We start from the raw sequence: 17,324 nt of genomic DNA, 5'->3' as shown, positions 1-17,324 counted from the left end.
CCAGAGCAAATTAGTTTAGTTTTGTAGTATTCATCCTGGAGCAAGCGTTGTGAAAATTAGATTTTATTGCTTTTTAAGCTTGTTGTTGTTTTCAACCTGCTGTGTGTCACAACAAAAAGAGATTAACCCCCCAATTCGTTGGGTTACTGACTCTTGGCCAAATTATACTGATAAAGACGGTTCCGGTTTATATCATGAGTTAATGCGCAGTGTTTTTCATAATGTACAAGAGTTTGATGTGCAGTATACGCCTTGGCTGAGAGCGCTTGAATTAGTAAAGTCTGGCAATGCTGATTTTACCGGCGCAATGCCGTTAAATAGCAATTATGTTATGTCGCAGCATATTGTTTTAAGCCAACCAATTTCTGTGTTAATTAAAAAGACCCATTTGAATGCTGTGAAATTGACACAGCTACCTGAATTAGTCGGGGTTTGGCGTTCAGGGTATCGGAATGAATTACTCAGTGGTGAGTTAAAATCCCAAATAAAAGGCGTACCGACCGAAAGCACGGACAGTGGGTTTAACTTAGTGCGCCATAATCGAGTCGATTACTTTATTGATGTTCGCACAATTTTAGCGACGTATTTGTCTAAGCAGCCTGATAAATTGGAATTTGAATTAGTAGATATTGGCTCTTTGAATTTGTATATGGCGTTTTCGAAATCTGAACGCGGTAAACAAATAGCGCAACTGTTTGATGGTCGTTTTGCTGAATTAAAAAAGTCAGGAAAACTGGCTGAAATTTACAATAAGTACCAGCAAACGTTACCAAGCCAACTTTAACTAGTCTGATTTTTTGCGTTTTACTTTTCTATCAACCTTATGCTCTGCGCATTACTGTGATTTAGCTTAAACATCAATTGTGGTATAGTTTCACGACTTTTTACTGATTTGACCGAGTATGAATTACATATCCCTTGATGACTTTAAATATGCGTGGGCATTTCGTCATCAACAACTGCCTATCGAAGAAAATTTACTTTCTAAAATAAAGCCAATGTCAGATAGCCGTGCAACGAATTTATGGTGCACATTTGTCAGCCGTGAAAAAGATCACCCTGATTTTTTCGACACTAAAGATTGGCCGGGTAATGGTAAAACATGGGGTAACTCAGTAAAGTGGGAATCTGCGTGGGATAATGATGAAGCGCTTCCTGAAGAAATTATTAATCATCTTGATTGGGACGAGAACACAACCGTTTATTACTGTTTATCGCGAAAGCATGTTATTGAAACTGATTGGCGTACATTTAAAGCGACGTGGTTAAATTTTCTATTTATGAGCGATGGCTGTTTACTGATTGGTAAAAAACGCCATCAAGTTGTGCAGTTTTTAGAAACTGGTTATGCCAAATTAGGCAAGCGCGTCGATTGATGCGCTTGTGAATTTGATAACGTGTCTTGCTTATTACGTTAATTGTATTTTCAACTAAATTTCACCGTTGCAGTGCATCCTGCGGTATTTGTATTCTCAATTAAGTTAAACCGCCAGCTATAGCGCTGACAAATATCTTGTACTAGTGTTAATCCAACACCGAATCCTTCATACCCCCTTGGTTTTTCATTAAGGCCAACACCTGCATCAATAACACTTAAACTACTTTTTGTTAGCTTAATAATTATGTCGCTATTTTCAGAGCAGTTTATCGCGTTAATAAGTAGGTTGTTGATTAATGACTCTAGTAGTAGAGGTTCTACAAAAAGATTTACAGTATCTGAAAGGTAAGTTGTCACACTACAATTATTGGCGTGTAAAAGGTGACTGTGTTGATTAGTTATTTTTTCTATTAGTGATTGTGTTATTTGAACTGGCTTTTCAATAATATCTTGTTGTCTTGCTAGCAATAGCAATACATTGGTTAGCTGCTCCATTTCGTTAACTGCACTTGATATACGTGAGAGTTGTTTTTTGCTTGCGTACTCTGAACGGTGTAATAAGCTAACGCTTCCTTTAATAACTGTCATGGGAGTTCGAATTTCGTGGCTGATGTAGCGCGTAAAATTTTTTTCACGTGTAAGAGCGTTATTTATTCGGCTGCGATACGTGTTTATTGCGGTAATCATATTTGCGAGCTCATATGATACTTCGCCATCAATTGAGATTGACGAAAAGTCATGGTTTGTGGATTGGTTTAGTAGCCTAGCGCAATCCGAAAATGGCTGTGCCAAGCGGTTTGCGATTTTTTGAATGGCAATACCTGCTAGTAAAAAAACGATTACACCAATTAATAACAAACCGATTTCAATGAGTGCAAAAGACGCGTCACTCCACTCGGTTGCGTCAATATTGAGTACTGCCCACACTAGCTTCTCACCTTGTGGTGAGGAAATCGTTTGTGAGAGTACCGCGAGTTCTGAGTCATCTTCAAAGTGAAAGGATTCGAGCCCCTCACTATTTGGCGCTAAACGACGTTTTACTTCATGGGGTAAATTAGTGTATTCATCGTATAACGTTAATAACGGATCAATTTTGAGAGTACCTTGCTCGCCTTTTTCAAACCGTTGGAAATGATAAGGAGCAGTAATGCTCAGTAAATGCATACTGTTTTGGTTTTCGGTTGCGAGAATCGTCAACTTAAAAATAAAGCCGTAGAGCAATAATATTATCAACGCGACAATCTGATAAATGCGGCTAATTTTTTTGGCAATGGGCAGTGGGTTATTCGACATTTAGTTTATATCCGACTTTAGGAATTGTGATAATCATTTCACTTTCAAAATGTTGATTAAGGTTACTGCGCAATAAGTAAATATGTTTTCGTAAAATGTCTTGATCAGGTAAGTCATCAGGCCATAGCACGTCTTCAATTGTCGATTTGCTTACTACATTGGGATAGTTGTTCATTAAGCACAATAGAATTTTATAACAGCTTGGATTGAGCTTGATTAGTTGCTCTTCTCTGTAAACAAGATGTTCGTCGCGTTTAAGTTTCAAAGGGCCTATCACAAGTTCATTGCTGGAAAATAACCGTTGCTGAGCTCTTCTGTGTAGTGCATTAACTCTTGCATCAAGTAACGTAAGATCAAAAGGTTTTACAATGTAGTCATCAGCACCTGTTGAGAGCCCGAGTAGTTCATCTTGTTGGGTATCGCGGGCGGTAAGCATAATGATTGGAGTGTCGTTACCGTTAGCGCGCAGAGCTTGGCAAACACCGATACCATCTATCCCAGGTAGCATTACATCTAAAATAATTACATCAAATGTATGTTGCTCGGCCAACTTTAAGCCAAGTGTGCCAGTTGCAGCGTAATCCAATTCATAATCAAGTGCTTCAAAATACTCGAAAATGATATCGGCAACTTGCTTATTGTCTTCGACTAATAGAATTTTAAGCATTTAGTTTCCACATTGAAAAAGAACAAAACCTTTGGCTTTGCTTATTTGTGCACATTGGCTCTGTGTGTAGACATTTATCTCAAAGAGATGCTTTTCACTTGCTACCAGTATAAAAGGCAATGCACTATCATCTAGTATGAGAAGCTCTTCTACCGTCGTAATTCTTTGAGCTGCACCGTTAGAATAAAACTGTGCCGAAAAAGGGCGTTTGTACCAATAATATATAGGCTGAGACAGTTGATTTTGGCTTAAGTTCTGCAACACATCTCGGTGAGACACTTTCGACGAGTAGCCAGCAATAAAGTAACCCAATGCAGCAAGAATTAGCATGGCTGATAATAGAGCAAGCAGTATCAGTTTTCTTAACGTCATTTTTGATCGTGCTAACAACATAGCCATCGCGGGTAAACTAGGCAATACATATGCAGGTAAAATATTGCCTGCAAACGTAAATAACAACATCGGTGAGAGTGTCCAATAAAGAAAATAGTGCCTTTTAGTAATCGCATTTTTTTCGCTATTTGATTTTTCGCTTTGTTGCGGGTTAATTGAGTGTATGAATTGCCAAGCCGCGATAAATGACCATGGAAATGCAACTGCTAACCAAAATAGCCAAATTGTGCCTTTTACTTCTTTATGGGCGCTACCATAAAGATCGCCTTGCCATCCAGAAACTAAAAATCGCTGAACGTGTTCACCCCATAAAAAGTAGTTTAAGAAACCAGGGGTTTTTAGTTCTGCCATTAGGTACCAAGGCAAGGTTAAAGCAAGCATTAGTGTACAACCAGCGAGCCAAGGCAATGAATTAAGTGCGTGCCACAGCCTTTTATGATGGAGACTCCATAAGGTAAGCGGAATACCAATTAATATAATTGCTACAGGCCCTTTCGCGAGTAAACCGATGGCGAGAGCGACAAAAAAACAGAGACCTGCAAACTTACTGCCACTAAAGTAGCAATGATAAAAACAGACCATTGCGAGTGTAATTGAAAATAAAAGAAGGCTATCTGTCATTACCATACCGATAGCTACTAAAAATCCAAGTGATGTCGTTAGGATAAGTATGCTTTTGATAGCTATTAATTTTGAAAAATGCGTTTTCGCGAAATAATAGATGGTCAGCAAAGAGAGTATTCCGGTTAAAAAGTGTGGAATGCGCGCACTGAACTCATTGACACCAAATAAAGTGAAGCTAATAGCTGAAAACCATGTATGAAGCGGTGGTTTGCCCCAAAAAGGAATGTTGTAATCAAATTGCGGAGTAATCCAGTCACGAGTTTCAAACATTATGCGAGCGATTTCGGCATAGCGCGCTTCCGTCGTGTCGAAAAGCGGATACATTGCTAAACTTATTAACCTTACACTGATAAGTATTGAAATAAGCGCAAGCGATAGCTGAATTAAGCGACTACTTACTTGCATATGTCACCTGCTCAGCTTGTTTTTCATCTGCTTTGTTTTGTGTGAGTTGTAGTGACTCTTCGACAATGTAAATTGGACGGCCTTTGCTTTCTTTGTAAATTCGCCCTATATACTCACCGAGTACACCTATTGCTAATAACTGTACGCCACCAAGCCATAACTGTGCGAGCATCAGAGATGGGTAACCTTGTACTTGGTTGCCAAAAATGAGTGTTTCAAGAAATAAAAATGCACTATAAAAAAACGCCGCAAGTGAAATTGATACACCAAGCCATGTGGCAATTTTCAGAGGCTTTATGCTAAATGATGTAATGCCTGATAATCCTAACGCGACTAATTCAATAAAGTTCCACTTAGTCTTGCCGGCTGCTCGTTGCGGTCGTTCAAACTCCAAAGTAACCTGTTTGAATCCAGGCCATGCCATTAACCCTTTCATATATCGATTACGCTCTGGTAGTTTGTTGATTTGTTGAACAACTCTCTGTGATAAAAGGCGAAAATCACCTACATCTTTTTTAATCACCACTTCGTCAGACATCAAAGCGAGCAAGCGATAAAATGCGTGCGCGGTCCATTTTTTTAATTTGGATTCACCATGACGTTGGCTTCGCCGCATATTTACCACGTCAAAACCTTGTTGCCATGATGCGATCATTTTTGGAATGAGTTCAGGTGGATCTTGAAGATCTGCGTCAAGCAATATAACGGCGTCACTTTTTGCATGATCAAGCCCAGCGGTCATTGCCGCTTCTTTGCCAAAATTTCGACTTAAGCTAAATAACTTTATTGTGTGCCCGTTAGAAGGCAGTGACTTTAAAATATCCCAAGTACTATCAGAGCTACCATCATTAATGTAAATAATTTCACTTTGAATATGAGTCAATGAGGTTAAAACATTGGCTAATTGGTAGTGAAACTTTGCTAGTACCTCTTGCTCGTTGTAAACCGCTACAACGATACTAAGCGAAGTTTGTATTGTTGCTGGTGTGTCATAATTGTCGGAAATAATTCGCATAGTAAAGCTCTCAAGTTGAAACATAAGAGAGTGTATTGGCTGCAATGTCTAATAAATGTCTTTTTTGAAATGACATTTTTTAGACGTGACCGTCCCTAATATTTAAGTTGGGGGTAGGTATTGTGAATAAAGTCCGGTTTTTATTAGTGGGTGCACTTGTTTTTGTTTGTGATTGCGCAGTCTTTTACTGTTTGGGATTGTTAGGCTTGAAAGTTGAACTTGCTCGTGCGGTTGCTTTGACTATTGCAGTACAACTTACTTTTGTTGGACATAGAGTGTTTGCATTAAATGTTACCAGTAAGTTAGGTTGGTGTAGTGCTTGGTTAAGACATCAAGTAGCATGCGGGGTTGGTGCAATTATCAATTACTGCCTATTTAGCGCATTGTTTTATTTTTCACACAATCAAATCTTTGCATTTTTTATCGCTATATTATGCACTACTCTTGTTAACTTTATGCTCGCCACACAATGGGTCTATAGAACACCAGCTTCGCGAATTCATCATGATGTAAAACAAACCTAATATTTAAGCAACTGCTTATATTACATCCAAATATAGAATCATGTACTATGGTTACTTAAGTGTATTTGGTGGGTTTTTTATAAGTGCAAACAGGGTGTAAAGAACAAACAGAACTTTGGCGCAGCTCGTCAAAAAGCAATGCATATAATGCGTTGTGTAATACGTTTTATGTTCGTGAAATCCATCGTTTGAGTAAAGAGTCATTTAATAATGTAGAGCGACTGCAACGTCGTTTTGCAAGCCTTCCATATTATATTGAAAAAGCCGCCAGTCATATTTTAGACGGCAATAGTCCGTTAACTTTGGATACTCAAAATGGCAGTTGGATTGCAAAGCAGTCGCGTAACCTACCTAAGTACGATTTAGAGAAAAATACACAATTTTTTGGTAAAAACGCCTTTGTTGGTTTAATTATTCCGGTTTTAGTATATGACGCTGAGTATTCAACTGTTAGAATCGATAGCGTTGATGAAGTAACCGCGTCGGGTTTTCACTGCAATCAATTTGGTTGGGTTGATAAGGCAGGAAAATCACAAGAAGGTGTTGGTATTCAGGTATTAAAACCAAGCAAAACAGCGTTTTCTGCGGCGTGTTGTGGCCATGTGTGGTTGCTCGGCCGGGCAACAACACCCAGAGTATTAACGTTACGCGAAATGTTACTTGCAGCACGAATTAATTGGCAAGATTTTAAACACCCATTTATAACTCAAAAATAGAAATTCACTATGCGATTATTTCAGTTAGCGCTTTTGTGTTTATTTGCAAGTTTGCAATACCAACTTTGGTTTGGTCATCACGGCGTAAAAGACTATAAAAAACTGCAGTCTGCCGTTATTCAACACACTAAAGTAAACGCTAGATTAGAAAAACGAAACAAATTACTGAAAGCAGATGTGGAAGACCTCAAACTTGGCCTTGAGGGCATTGAGGAGCGAGCACGCAATGAGTTGGGCATGATAAAGCAAGGCGAAACTTTTTTTCGCGTAACACATAAAAATGACAGATATTAATCCATCTTTTGCATTTGTAGTCCCTGCTGCAGGCGTTGGGGCAAGAATGCAGTCCGATAAGCCAAAGCAATACATTCAACTTGGCGACAAAACGGTATTAGAACACACCATTAATAAGCTAAAAGCAACAATACCCAATGCATTGATTATAGTTGCTATCAGTGAAAATGACGCTTACTTTCCAGATTTAACCGTACCCGATAACGTTATAACTGTATTGGGGGGTAAAGAACGTGCAGATTCAGTATTAAATGCATTGAATTACCTGACAGCTAATCATCCAGTTGACTGGGTGTTGGTACATGATGCCGCGCGGCCGCTGGTTTTACCGAGCGATATACGTACACTCATTTCACATTGTCAATCGCGTCACTGTGGTGGCATTTTAGCAAGTAAGGTGCGAGATACTATAAAGCAGGGTAGTGAGTTTGTTGAAGCGACAGTACCAAGAGAAGCTCTTTGGCAGGCGCAAACACCGCAAATGTTTTTACTGAACGATTTAACCGCGGCACTGACTAATGCTTTAAACGAAAACGTTGCAATTACTGATGAAGCCTCAGCTATTGAATGGGCTGGTGGAAAAGTACAATTAGTATCGAGCCGTGCAGATAATATTAAATTGACTACCCCTGATGATATTGCAATCGCAGAGTTTTTGATTGCGAAGCAAATTTTGGAGAACAACACATGCGAATAGGCCATGGTTATGATGTGCATAAGTTTGGCGGTGAAGGACCGCTAACAATTGCAGGCGTAAAAATTGATTATGAATTTGGTTTTTTAGCGCATTCTGATGGTGATGTGGCGATTCATGCATTGTGTGATGCAATTCTAGGGGCACTAGCGCTTGGTGATATCGGCAAACATTTTCCAGATACCGCAGCAGAATTTGAAAACATCGATAGCCGAATTTTATTGCGTCATGTGGTATCGCTAATGACTGAGCGCGGTTACCAAGTTGGCAATACTGATATCACGATTGTAGCTCAAGCACCAAAAATGGCGCCACACATAAATGCAATGCGTGAAGTGATTGCAGAAGATTTAAATATTCAAATCGACCAAGTGAATGTGAAAGCGACAACCACTGAAAAACTAGGCTTTGCTGGTCGTAAAGAAGGCATTGAAAGCCATGCTGTGGTGTTACTCGTAAATGGATAACTTAAGTTATTTATACGGCAAACCTAATTCAACCGCCGAATTTAAAACCAGTGCTGAAGATTTCCGAGTAGATGAAGAACTCGGTTTTGAGCTTAGCGGAAGTGGCGAGCATGTATGTTTACAGGTAATAAAGAAGGGAGAAAATACCCAATATATTGCCAAGCAAATCGCTAAAATAGCGGGTACGCAAGCTCGCAATGTAAGTTACCCTGGTTTAAAAGACCGAAATGCAGTGACATCGCAATGGTTTAGTGTACCGGTGCCGATTAAAAAGCACATCGACTTTTCAGCGCTGAATAGCGACAGTGTGAGAGTACTTCAGCAAGTTAGGCATAATCGAAAGTTAAAAACAGGTTGCCATAAAGCGAACCGTTTTACGATTACGCTTAGACGCTGCAGTATGGTTGAGGACATTTTGACACGCATTAATGCGGTTCGCCAGGGTGTGCCTAATTATTTTGGTGCACAGCGTTTTGGTCATGATGGACACAACTTAACGCTGGCAGAGCAGTTGTTCTCAGGTAAAGAAATCCACGATCGTAAGCTGCGTGGCATTGTTATTTCAGCTGCACGCTCTCATATCTTTAATCAAATTGTAAGCCAACGTATTGCGCAATATGGTATTGCAAAAACCATGGTAGAAGAAGTGTTCCTACTAGATGGTAGTAATGCATTTTTTAAAGAGCGTATTAGCCTTGAAACAGTCAATCGTTTGGCTTGTGGAGATATTCACTTATCGGCACCTTTGGTTGGTAAAGGCGAGCAGGGCGTTACAGAGCTTGAAAAAAAGTGGTTAGCACCATTCGCCAGCTGGCATGAAAACCTTTCACAACTTGGCCTTAAAGCTGAACGCAGAAATATGCGACTTTACCCTGAAAAATTTGAAGTGCTCGAAGTCACGCAAGATATGATAGAGTTTAGTTTTAGTTTGCCGAAAGGGTGTTTTGCAACGGCCGTACTGCGTGAGCTTGCAGAGTGCCAAGATGTTTCTTTAAAGAATAAGGATAATAATGAAAATCTTGCTGAGCAATGATGATGGCGTAAATGCAAAAGGGATTGAAGTACTCTATCACGCCCTATCGCAGATAGCAGAAGTAGTGGTTGTTGCACCTGATAGAAACTGTAGTGGTGCAAGTAACTCACTTACTTTATTAAACCCGTTAAGAACACATCAATATGATAATGGTTTTATATCGGTTAACGGCACGCCGAGTGACTGTGTGCAATTGGCAATTAATAAATTGCTCGACTTTACGCCAGATTTAGTTGTGGCGGGCATAAATAATGGCGCTAATTTAGGTGACGATACCTTGTATTCAGGCACGGTGGCAGCCGCCAGTGAAGGGCGCTTTTTAGGATTGCCAGCGATTGCTGTATCTTTGTGCTCAAAACAGGAAGCGCATTACGATACCGCAGCTGCCGTTGCAGTTTCCATTATCAAAGAAATAAAAGCGCACCCGCTTGGTCCGGACCAAATTATTAATTTGAATGTACCTGATATTCCGCTTGCTGATTTAAAAGGCATTAAGGTTACGCGCTTAGGCTCACGTCACAAAGCCGAAACCATGCAAGAACAAATAGACCCGTGGGGACGAAAAATATATTGGTATGGTCATTTAGGTGAAGCGCAAGATGCTGGCGATGGCACTGATTTTTTTGCGGTAGCTAATCATTATGCATCAGTGACCCCGTTGACAGTTGATATGACGGCAAAATCGAGCCTTGCCAAAATGGAATCTTGGGTTGAAGGATTGAATATTTCAGGTGTTGAATAATTATCGTCGTAGTGCGCATCAACTCGCGCAATTAGTTTATGAGCAAGGCATTCGATCTCAGCAAGTATTGGATGCGATTGCTGCTACACCCCGCCATTTGTTTGTAGATGACGTGTTAAAACACAAATCGTATCAAAACACCGCGTTACCTATTGGTTTGGGACAAACAATTTCTCAGCCTTTTATTGTTGCGCGTATGACCGAGCTTTTGTTGCAGCTTACAGGTCCAAATGCCAAGGTATTAGAAATTGGCACTGGCTCAGGTTATCAATCCGCAATTCTCGCTCAGTGTTTTCGTTCGGTATATTCAGTTGAACGAATTAAAGCATTGCAATGGCAAGCCAAAAGACGTTTACACCAGCTTGATTTATTCAATGTCACTATGAAACACGCTGATGGTTGGCAAGGCTGGCAATCTAACGCGCCTTATGACGGAATTATTGTTACAGCCGCAGCGAGTGAGTTGCCGCAAGCATTACTGGAACAGCTTAATGAAGGCGGAGTGCTTATTTCTCCAGTAGGCGGTAATGAGCAACAGAACTTAGTTGCAGTGAAGCGTCAAGGTCATGAGTTTATTACGCAAACATTAGAACCTGTAAGATTTGTACCGCTGGTTGCTGGCGCAATTAATTAGGTGATATTAATGCGTCTGTTAACTCAACTACTTATTTGCTTAATCTGTCTTCAGTTAATAGCGTGCAGTAGCAGAACAACGCCGGCGCCGGTCGCGAACCTTTCATCTGGTAAGAGTAGTTCGCAACAAAAAATTAAAATTAATGGAAGTAACTATAAAGTTAAGAAAGGTGAAACCCTTTACTCGATCGCCTTTAGATCAAACAAAGACTTCCGTGATCTCGCTAAGATCAATGGCATTAAAGCACCTTACACCATATTTCCAGGTCAAATAATACACTTAGTATCACCACCCAAACGTGCAAAAAAGGCTAAAAAATACACGGTCACTAGTAGCAAGTCCACCAAAAATAAACAAAAAAATAACAATTTATTAAAAAAACCACTTGATCAGAAAAAACAACAAGAGTATGTTGAAAATCAAGCCAGTTTAAAAAAGCAACAAAAGATAGCGAAAACATCTGGTAAGTTGCGCTGGTATTGGCCTGCTAAAGGTCGTATAGCCCGCAAGTTTTCAGGAAAAGAAAACGGCTATAAAGGAATTCTAATAAAAAATAAGTTAGGGACTGACATTCTTGCAGCAGCAGACGGTATTGTTGTTTATGCGGGAAGTGCGTTAAGAGGGTATGGCAATTTAATCATAGTGAAACATAATGATGATTATCTAACGGCATACGCTCACAACCAAAAAATTTTGGTAAAAGAAAAGCAAAAAGTTACAGCTAGGCAAAAAATAGCCACTATGGGTAACTCTGAAGCTAAGTCGGTTGGACTGAGGTTTGAAGTAAGATACCGAGGTAAATCGGTTAACCCATTAAGGTATTTGCCACGCTAAGTTAGTTGGGGCGCGAACGTGTTTTAGTGTTTAAAGGTCACTGAATGACTCGGGAGGATGCTTATGGGACGCACAAAGAAAGAAAATAGTACAGAACTAAACGTTGATATGGATGTTAAAGACGAGGTTTTGGAAGAAATTGAAGATACAGAAGACGAAATCTTCGCAAAAGAAGAAGTTGTTAAAAATTTAGATGCTACACAACTTTATCTTGGCGAAATCGGCTTTTCACCACTACTTAGTGCAGAAGAAGAAGTATTCTTTGCACGCAAGGCCTTACGAGGATGTGAAGCATCACGAAAACGCATGATTGAAAGTAATCTACGTTTAGTGGTCAAAATAGCGCGTCGTTATAACAATCGTGGGCTGGCACTATTAGATCTCATCGAAGAAGGTAATTTAGGCCTGATCAGAGCGGTAGAAAAATTTGATCCTGAACGTGGATTTAGATTTTCTACATACGCAACTTGGTGGATCCGTCAAACCATTGAACGTGCGATTATGAACCAAACACGCACGATTCGCTTACCGATCCATGTTGTTAAAGAGCTTAATGTTTATTTACGTACAGCACGAGAATTAACACAAAAGCTTGACCATGAACCAACCGCAGAAGAAATAGCAGAGAAGCTTGATCGCCCTGTTGAAGATGTGAGTAAAATGCTGCGTCTTAACGAAAAGATCAGCTCTGTTGATACACCAATCGGCGGTGATTCAGACAAAGCGTTATTAGATATCATTGCAGATGAAAAGGGACGTGGTCCTGAAGGTGAAATTCAAGACCAAGACATTCACAATAATATTGTGCATTGGCTTGAAGAACTTAACGCGAAACAGCGTGAAGTGTTAGCACGACGCTTTGGATTGCTTGGCTATGAACCTTCAACGCTTGAAGATGTAGGTAAAGAAATTGGATTAACACGCGAACGCGTAAGACAAATTCAGGTTGAAGCGTTGCGTCGATTAAAAGAGGTGTTAACACACCAAGGATTAAATATTGAATCGCTATTTAGAGCTTAATAAATAATACCAATTCTGTTAAGTATGTGATCAGGGATAACGCTGGATAAATGAAATGGTAACAAGTCAGAATTTTTCTGATGTAGTTGCTCTATATTGATAAACTCTAACGCAGTTAGCATGATATTTAGTCCGCTAGGATGACCAGCTACTTAAGTGAATTGGTATAACAACCAGTTAAAAATAAAAAACCGCTTATTATCAGCGGTTTTTTATTTAAATACTTTAGTAGTTATTTAAAGCAAAACTCAGTTTGATTAGTATTTTCTATCGACTGATAATTTAGCAAGTGCAATTAATGCATCTTTATACTCTGAATTTGGCAGTACAGAAAGGTAGTTAATTGCTTTTTCGGCTTCTTCTTGTGCTTTTTGCATTGTGAGTGCTAACGCATTGGTTTCTTCAAGAATAGCGAGAACTTTGTCTAGGTAATCTTTGCCATCAGCTTTTTCAATTGCCCCTCGGATCAATTCAGCTTGCGCTTGTGATCCATTTTGCATTGCATAGATCAAAGGTAATGTTGGCTTACCTTCTGCCAGATCGTCACCGATTGATTTACCTAGTTCAGCTTGGTTTGCGCTGTAATCGAGCACATCATCGACTAGTTGGAAGGCGGTACCAAGATGCATGCCATAAAACTTTAATCCGTTTATTACGTCTTCATCTTGTTCTGTAATAATGGCAGCTAGTTCAGTTGCAGCTTCAAATAATTTTGCTGTTTTACTGTAAATGACCTGCATATAGCTTTCTTCGCTAGTATTAGGGTCGTTGCAATTCATTAATTGTAGCACTTCACCTTCAGCAATAACGTTCGTTGCATGAGCAAAAATATCCATTACTTGCATCTTATTGAAACCAACCATCAGCTGGAAAGCACGAGTGTAGATAAAATCACCAACAAGCACGCTGGCTGCATTACCAAATTCAGCATTAGCTGTTGGGTTTCCACGACGTAGAAGTGATTCGTCAACAACGTCGTCGTGTAATAGTGTAGCGGTATGGATAAATTCTACGATGGTTGCTAGACGAATATGCTCATTACCTGTGTGTCCTAACGCTTTTGCAGCGAGGATTGAAAGTATTGGGCGAATGCGTTTGCCACCGCTATTGACAATATAAAGCCCCAATTGATTGACAAGCGCAACGTTCGACTGCAGTTGTTGTTCGATTAGTTGATTAACCGCCAACATATCTTGTTCTGTTAAGGCTTGGATCGCTTTTATATCCATGGGTCTCCAACAAGTAAAGAGGTAAGATCCGCTGATTTGCGGGGATTGTACACTATTTTTGGCACTGAGTAGAATCAATATTTTATGTAAAATAATAGTTTTCTACAGCGCTTTAATTAGGTAGAATTGTCGCCATTAATATTAAATTTTTTAGTGTGTCTTACAACACGCAACATATTTAGTCTTTTTTATGAAAATAGGCTTGCGCTACGCTCTGATTTCGCGTAGACTTCGCGCCCTATCGAAGATTATTAAGTTGCGTCGATTTGAGGGCGCAGAACGGAGTTAATTATGTACGCGGTTTTCCAAAGTGGTGGTAAACAGCACCGTGTGACTGAAGGTCAAACGATTCGCCTTGAGAAATTAGAGGCTGAAACTGGTGCAGCAGTAGAATTTGACAAAGTATTACTTGTTGCAAACGGTGAGAAAATCGAAATTGGTGCACCTTTCGTTAATGGCGGTAAGGTTACAGCTGAAGTTGTATCTCATGGTCGTGGTGAGAAAGTTAAGATCGTTAAGTTTAGACGTCGTAAGCATTCTCGCAAGCAAATGGGTCACCGTCAGTGGTTCACTGAAGTTAAAATCACTGGCATTAACGCTTAATTTAGAGGTACAGAAAGATGGCACATAAGAAAGCAGCTGGTAGTACTCGTAACGGTCGTGATTCAGAAAGTAAACGCCTAGGTGTTAAGCGTTACGGTGGTGAATCAGTTTTAGCGGGTAACATCATCGTTCGTCAACGTGGTACTAAGTTCCACGCAGGTACAAACGTAGGTATGGGTAAAGACCACACTTTATTTGCAACATCAAACGGTAAAGTTCAGTTTGAGCAAAAAGGTCCTTTAGGTCGCAAATACGTAAGCATCATCGCTGAGTAAGCCCTAAAAGTTTTAAAAAGCCCCGCAACTGCGGGGCTTTTTTTGTTTCTTGATTACGCACAACCCGTTTGTCTTGGTATAATAAGTACATTCTAGGCTGTGTAAGGCTAAATATATGAAATTTGTAGATGAAGTTGAAATTCGCGCTGAAGCTGGTGACGGTGGCAGCGGTGTAGTTTCATTTCGCCGAGAAAAGTTTGTACCAGACGGCGGTCCTGATGGTGGTGACGGTGGTGATGGCGGCAGTGTCTTTATTGAAGCCGATGAAAACCTAAATACACTTATTGATTATCAGTTTGAGCGCTTTCATAAAGCAGAGCGTGGCACTAATGGTGCTGGCCGAAATATGACTGGTAAAAAAGGTGAAGATCTTACCTTAAAAGTTCCTGTAGGTACGCGTATCGTTGATGTTGATACTGCGGAAGCACTAGGTGATTTAACGCGACATGGTCAAAAGATTATTGTTGCCAAAGGTGGTTTTCACGGACTTGGTAATACTCGTTTTAAATCAAGTACTAACCGAGCTCCTCGTAAGAAAACACTGGGTACGCCAGGTGAAATTCGTAACTTACGTTTAGAGTTATTATTACTTGCTGATGTTGGATTATTAGGCTTGCCAAATGCTGGTAAATCAACCTTTATCCGCAGTGTATCTGCGGCAAAGCCAAAGGTTGCTGATTACCCATTTACTACCTTAGTGCCAAATCTTGGTGTGGTTAGACCAAGCCAAAATCAATCGTTTGTAATCGCTGATATTCCAGGATTAATTGAAGGTGCTGCTGAAGGTGCAGGCCTAGGCATTCGCTTCTTAAAGCATTTAGAACGCTGCCGTGTTCTTCTGCATATAATCGACATTATGCCTGTAGATGGTTCTGATCCGGTAGAAAATGCTTACACAATCTTAGGTGAGCTTGAGCGCTACAGCCCAGCACTCGCTGCAAAACCTCGCTGGTTAGTATTTAACAAAATTGATTTGTTGTTAGATGAAGAAGCTGATGAATTGTGCGCTGAGATCGCTGATGCGCTTGAAGCTGAAAAAACCTATAAGATCTCTGCATTTAACAAAATTGGTACAGAGCAGTTATGCTTCGACATTATGCAGCTTTTAGAAAGTATGCCTAAAGAGAAGTTTGTAGCTGAAGAAGAGCCACAAGAAGTTGAGTTTAAGTGGGATACATACCATGAAGAGTCAATATCTGACTTTGAAGATGACGATGATGACGAAGACTGGGATGAAGATGATTACGACGTAGAAGTCGTCTATCAACGATAATAAAAGGTGCTTGCGCACCTTTTTTTATATTTAATAAAAAAGTACTAATAATAAGTAACTAGGTTAAAAGTATTAATTTCTTATGAAGATTTCAATGATAGCTGCGATGGCTAATAATCGTATTATTGGTAAAGATAACGATATGCCATGGCACCTTCCTGCTGATTTAAAGCACTTTAAATCGGTCACCTTGGGCAAACCTGTCATTATGGGACGCCGTACATATGAGTCGATCGGCCGTCTATTACCAGGCCGAGACAATATTATTATCACGCGTAATCCAGAGTACGTTGTTGAAGGTGCGATAATGGCTGAAAGCCCAGAGCATGCGCTCTCTTTGGCTGGTGACGTAGATGAAGTTATGATTATTGGTGGCGGTAAAATTTACTTAGACTTTTTAAGCCGTGCAGATCGACTATACTTAACGCATATAGATTTGGATGTTGATGGGGATACGCAGTTTCCTGATTATGAAGCTGTGGCAGATTGGCAGGTGCTAGAAACCCAAAGCTTCGCACCAGATGAAACCAATCAATATCATTACCAATTTGTTATTTATAAGAAATTAGGCTTAATTTCTTGAAGATGATTTAACTTGTTGTTAGAATTGTTGCAATTAAATTAAGTATAAAGTGCTACTAGGGTTGCTGTACCATGAAATTATCAACATTATTATTTACTCTATCTGTATCTTCGGCTGCATTACTAAGCTCTCACACGGTAAATGCAAATGAGCAATTAGCTGCTAGTATTTGTGACTATGTTGCGGCTGATGACAAAAGTCGTATTCGTAAGAAGCTTAAAGAATCACGTGTAAAGCTGCGCAATATTTATGCTGGCATTAGCTGTGGTGGCAATAACCTTATCCGTCATGCAATTGTTAGTGGTGCAGATGGCGTGGGTGAATATATTGTTAAGCAGTTACCAAAAAGCGATTTAGCAGCAGGCGGTGATGTGGCTTGGGCTGATGCAAATGGTCATTCAAGCTCAGCTGTAATTGCAGCGTTAAAAGACCGTGCAGGTATTTAACGAACACCGCTAATTAGTTTATTCCCTTTGTAAAAGCCAGCTTTAAGCTGGCTTTTTTGTTTTTTGATCCTCTTAAAGTATAAAGTCATTATAGTGCTGGCTATGTAGTTAAAAGTAATCTTTAAGGAATAGAAAAAGAGCGGAGTTTTAAACGCTTTAACCTCAGTTATTTTGACCTTTCA

22 protein-coding genes are annotated in these 17,324 nt (G+C 39.9%); 17 read left to right on the top strand and 5 right to left on the bottom strand.

The features are described from left to right. The first annotated feature begins 49 nt into the window (after nt 1-49). Together ACHSBP_RS20740 and ACHSBP_RS20735 are read left to right on the top strand one after the other, a co-directional pair. Entirely contained in the window at nt 50-784 is a 735-nt protein-coding gene (locus tag ACHSBP_RS20740) for an ABC transporter substrate-binding protein (RefSeq protein ID WP_010560949.1), read from the top strand. A gap of 118 nt (nt 785-902) precedes the next feature. Continuing rightward, nucleotides 903-1,376: a DUF2947 family protein gene (locus ACHSBP_RS20735; RefSeq protein WP_010560948.1), complete on the top strand. Its 474-nt coding sequence runs from the start codon at nt 903-905 to the stop codon at nt 1,374-1,376. 50 nt (nt 1,377-1,426) lie between these two features. Here the strand turns inward: ACHSBP_RS20735 and ACHSBP_RS20730 are convergent, their stop codons facing one another. The 4 genes from ACHSBP_RS20730 to ACHSBP_RS20715 are packed head-to-tail and all read right to left on the bottom strand — an operon-like array spanning nt 1,427 to nt 5,775. Beyond that, nucleotides 1,427-2,671: a HAMP domain-containing sensor histidine kinase gene (locus ACHSBP_RS20730; RefSeq protein ID WP_010560947.1), complete on the bottom strand. Its 1,245-nt coding sequence runs from the start codon at nt 2,669-2,671 to the stop codon at nt 1,427-1,429. Further along, nucleotides 2,661-3,338: a response regulator transcription factor gene (locus ACHSBP_RS20725; RefSeq protein ID WP_010560946.1), complete on the bottom strand. Its 678-nt coding sequence runs from the start codon at nt 3,336-3,338 to the stop codon at nt 2,661-2,663. The genes ACHSBP_RS20730 and ACHSBP_RS20725 overlap by 11 nt, the downstream gene beginning before the upstream one ends. Next, nucleotides 3,339-4,760 carry a glycosyltransferase family 39 protein gene (locus tag ACHSBP_RS20720; protein ID WP_010560945.1) on the bottom strand — a complete coding sequence of 474 codons (1,422 nt, stop codon included), beginning with the start codon at nt 4,758-4,760 and terminating at the stop codon, nt 3,339-3,341. Further along, the gene (locus ACHSBP_RS20715; protein ID WP_010560944.1) at nt 4,747-5,775 is read right to left on the bottom strand and encodes a glycosyltransferase family 2 protein; all 1,029 of its coding nucleotides are present in this window, start codon (nt 5,773-5,775) and stop codon (nt 4,747-4,749) included. Before ACHSBP_RS20715 ends, ACHSBP_RS20720 begins: the two co-directional genes overlap by 14 nt. A 122-nt stretch (nt 5,776-5,897) precedes the next feature. Between ACHSBP_RS20715 and ACHSBP_RS20710 the strand changes: the two genes are divergently transcribed. The 10 genes from ACHSBP_RS20710 to rpoS all read left to right on the top strand — a co-directional run bounded on the left by ACHSBP_RS20710 (nt 5,898) and on the right by rpoS (nt 12,733). Beyond that, nucleotides 5,898-6,299: a GtrA family protein gene (locus tag ACHSBP_RS20710; protein ID WP_010560943.1), complete on the top strand. Its 402-nt coding sequence runs from the start codon at nt 5,898-5,900 to the stop codon at nt 6,297-6,299. A gap of 83 nt (nt 6,300-6,382) precedes the next feature. Beyond that, nucleotides 6,383-7,015, top strand: a complete 633-nt coding sequence (locus ACHSBP_RS20705; RefSeq protein ID WP_010560942.1) for a hypothetical protein — start codon at nt 6,383-6,385, stop codon at nt 7,013-7,015. Between the two features lie 9 nt (nt 7,016-7,024). Then, on the top strand, nt 7,025-7,309 hold the full coding sequence (ftsB, locus tag ACHSBP_RS20700) for a cell division protein FtsB (protein WP_395390327.1): 285 nt from the start codon (nt 7,025-7,027) through the stop codon (nt 7,307-7,309). Beyond that, nucleotides 7,296-8,006: a 2-C-methyl-D-erythritol 4-phosphate cytidylyltransferase gene (gene ispD, locus ACHSBP_RS20695; protein ID WP_395390326.1), complete on the top strand. Its 711-nt coding sequence runs from the start codon at nt 7,296-7,298 to the stop codon at nt 8,004-8,006. Before ftsB ends, ispD begins: the two co-directional genes overlap by 14 nt. Then, nucleotides 7,997-8,470, top strand: coding sequence for a 2-C-methyl-D-erythritol 2,4-cyclodiphosphate synthase (ispF, locus tag ACHSBP_RS20690; RefSeq protein WP_010560939.1), 474 nt, complete (start codon nt 7,997-7,999; stop codon nt 8,468-8,470). The genes ispD and ispF overlap by 10 nt, the downstream gene beginning before the upstream one ends. Further along, nucleotides 8,463-9,503: a tRNA pseudouridine(13) synthase TruD gene (gene truD / locus ACHSBP_RS20685; protein ID WP_010560938.1), complete on the top strand. Its 1,041-nt coding sequence runs from the start codon at nt 8,463-8,465 to the stop codon at nt 9,501-9,503. Before ispF ends, truD begins: the two co-directional genes overlap by 8 nt. Further along, nucleotides 9,481-10,245 carry a 5'/3'-nucleotidase SurE gene (surE, locus tag ACHSBP_RS20680; RefSeq protein WP_010560937.1) on the top strand — a complete coding sequence of 255 codons (765 nt, stop codon included), beginning with the start codon at nt 9,481-9,483 and terminating at the stop codon, nt 10,243-10,245. The genes truD and surE overlap by 23 nt, the downstream gene beginning before the upstream one ends. Further along, nucleotides 10,235-10,879 carry a protein-L-isoaspartate(D-aspartate) O-methyltransferase gene (locus ACHSBP_RS20675; protein WP_010560936.1) on the top strand — a complete coding sequence of 215 codons (645 nt, stop codon included), beginning with the start codon at nt 10,235-10,237 and terminating at the stop codon, nt 10,877-10,879. The genes surE and ACHSBP_RS20675 overlap by 11 nt, the downstream gene beginning before the upstream one ends. Nucleotides 10,880-10,888: 9 nt before the next feature. Continuing rightward, the gene (locus ACHSBP_RS20670) at nt 10,889-11,713 is read left to right on the top strand and encodes a peptidoglycan DD-metalloendopeptidase family protein (RefSeq protein ID WP_010560935.1); all 825 of its coding nucleotides are present in this window, start codon (nt 10,889-10,891) and stop codon (nt 11,711-11,713) included. A 63-nt stretch (nt 11,714-11,776) separates the two neighbouring features. Further along, the gene (gene rpoS, locus ACHSBP_RS20665; RefSeq protein WP_010560934.1) at nt 11,777-12,733 is read left to right on the top strand and encodes an RNA polymerase sigma factor RpoS; all 957 of its coding nucleotides are present in this window, start codon (nt 11,777-11,779) and stop codon (nt 12,731-12,733) included. 257 nt (nt 12,734-12,990) lie between these two features. Here the strand turns inward: rpoS and ispB are convergent, their stop codons facing one another. Then, nucleotides 12,991-13,962 (bottom strand): octaprenyl diphosphate synthase, encoded by a 972-nt coding sequence (gene ispB, locus ACHSBP_RS20660; RefSeq protein WP_010560933.1) that lies wholly within the window; start codon nt 13,960-13,962, stop codon nt 12,991-12,993. A 291-nt stretch (nt 13,963-14,253) separates the two neighbouring features. On the opposite strand from ispB, the gene rplU reads away from it, so the two are divergent. The 5 genes from rplU (at nt 14,254) to ACHSBP_RS20635 (ending at nt 17,142) form a co-directional block, all read left to right on the top strand. Beyond that, nucleotides 14,254-14,565, top strand: a complete 312-nt coding sequence (gene rplU, locus ACHSBP_RS20655; protein ID WP_010560932.1) for a 50S ribosomal protein L21 — start codon at nt 14,254-14,256, stop codon at nt 14,563-14,565. 17 nt (nt 14,566-14,582) lie between these two features. Further along, entirely contained in the window at nt 14,583-14,840 is a 258-nt protein-coding gene (gene rpmA, locus ACHSBP_RS20650) for a 50S ribosomal protein L27 (RefSeq protein WP_010560931.1), read from the top strand. Between the two features lie 115 nt (nt 14,841-14,955). Further along, entirely contained in the window at nt 14,956-16,113 is a 1,158-nt protein-coding gene (gene cgtA, locus ACHSBP_RS20645) for an Obg family GTPase CgtA (RefSeq protein WP_010560930.1), read from the top strand. Between the two features lie 82 nt (nt 16,114-16,195). Beyond that, a complete protein-coding gene (gene folA / locus ACHSBP_RS20640; RefSeq protein ID WP_193437079.1) occupies nt 16,196-16,696 on the top strand; it encodes a type 3 dihydrofolate reductase in 501 nt (166 codons plus the stop codon). Between the two features lie 71 nt (nt 16,697-16,767). After that, nucleotides 16,768-17,142 carry a DUF3718 domain-containing protein gene (locus tag ACHSBP_RS20635; RefSeq protein ID WP_010560928.1) on the top strand — a complete coding sequence of 125 codons (375 nt, stop codon included), beginning with the start codon at nt 16,768-16,770 and terminating at the stop codon, nt 17,140-17,142. Nucleotides 17,143-17,324: the final 182 nt, after the last annotated feature.

The sequence above is a fragment of the Pseudoalteromonas sp. XMcav1-K genome (genome assembly GCF_044005875.1).
GTDB classification, from domain to species: Bacteria; Pseudomonadota; Gammaproteobacteria; order Enterobacterales; family Alteromonadaceae; genus Pseudoalteromonas; species Pseudoalteromonas spongiae.
The sequence above is the reverse complement of the archived record's forward strand: the minus strand, read 5'-3'. Positions and strand labels throughout refer to the sequence as shown.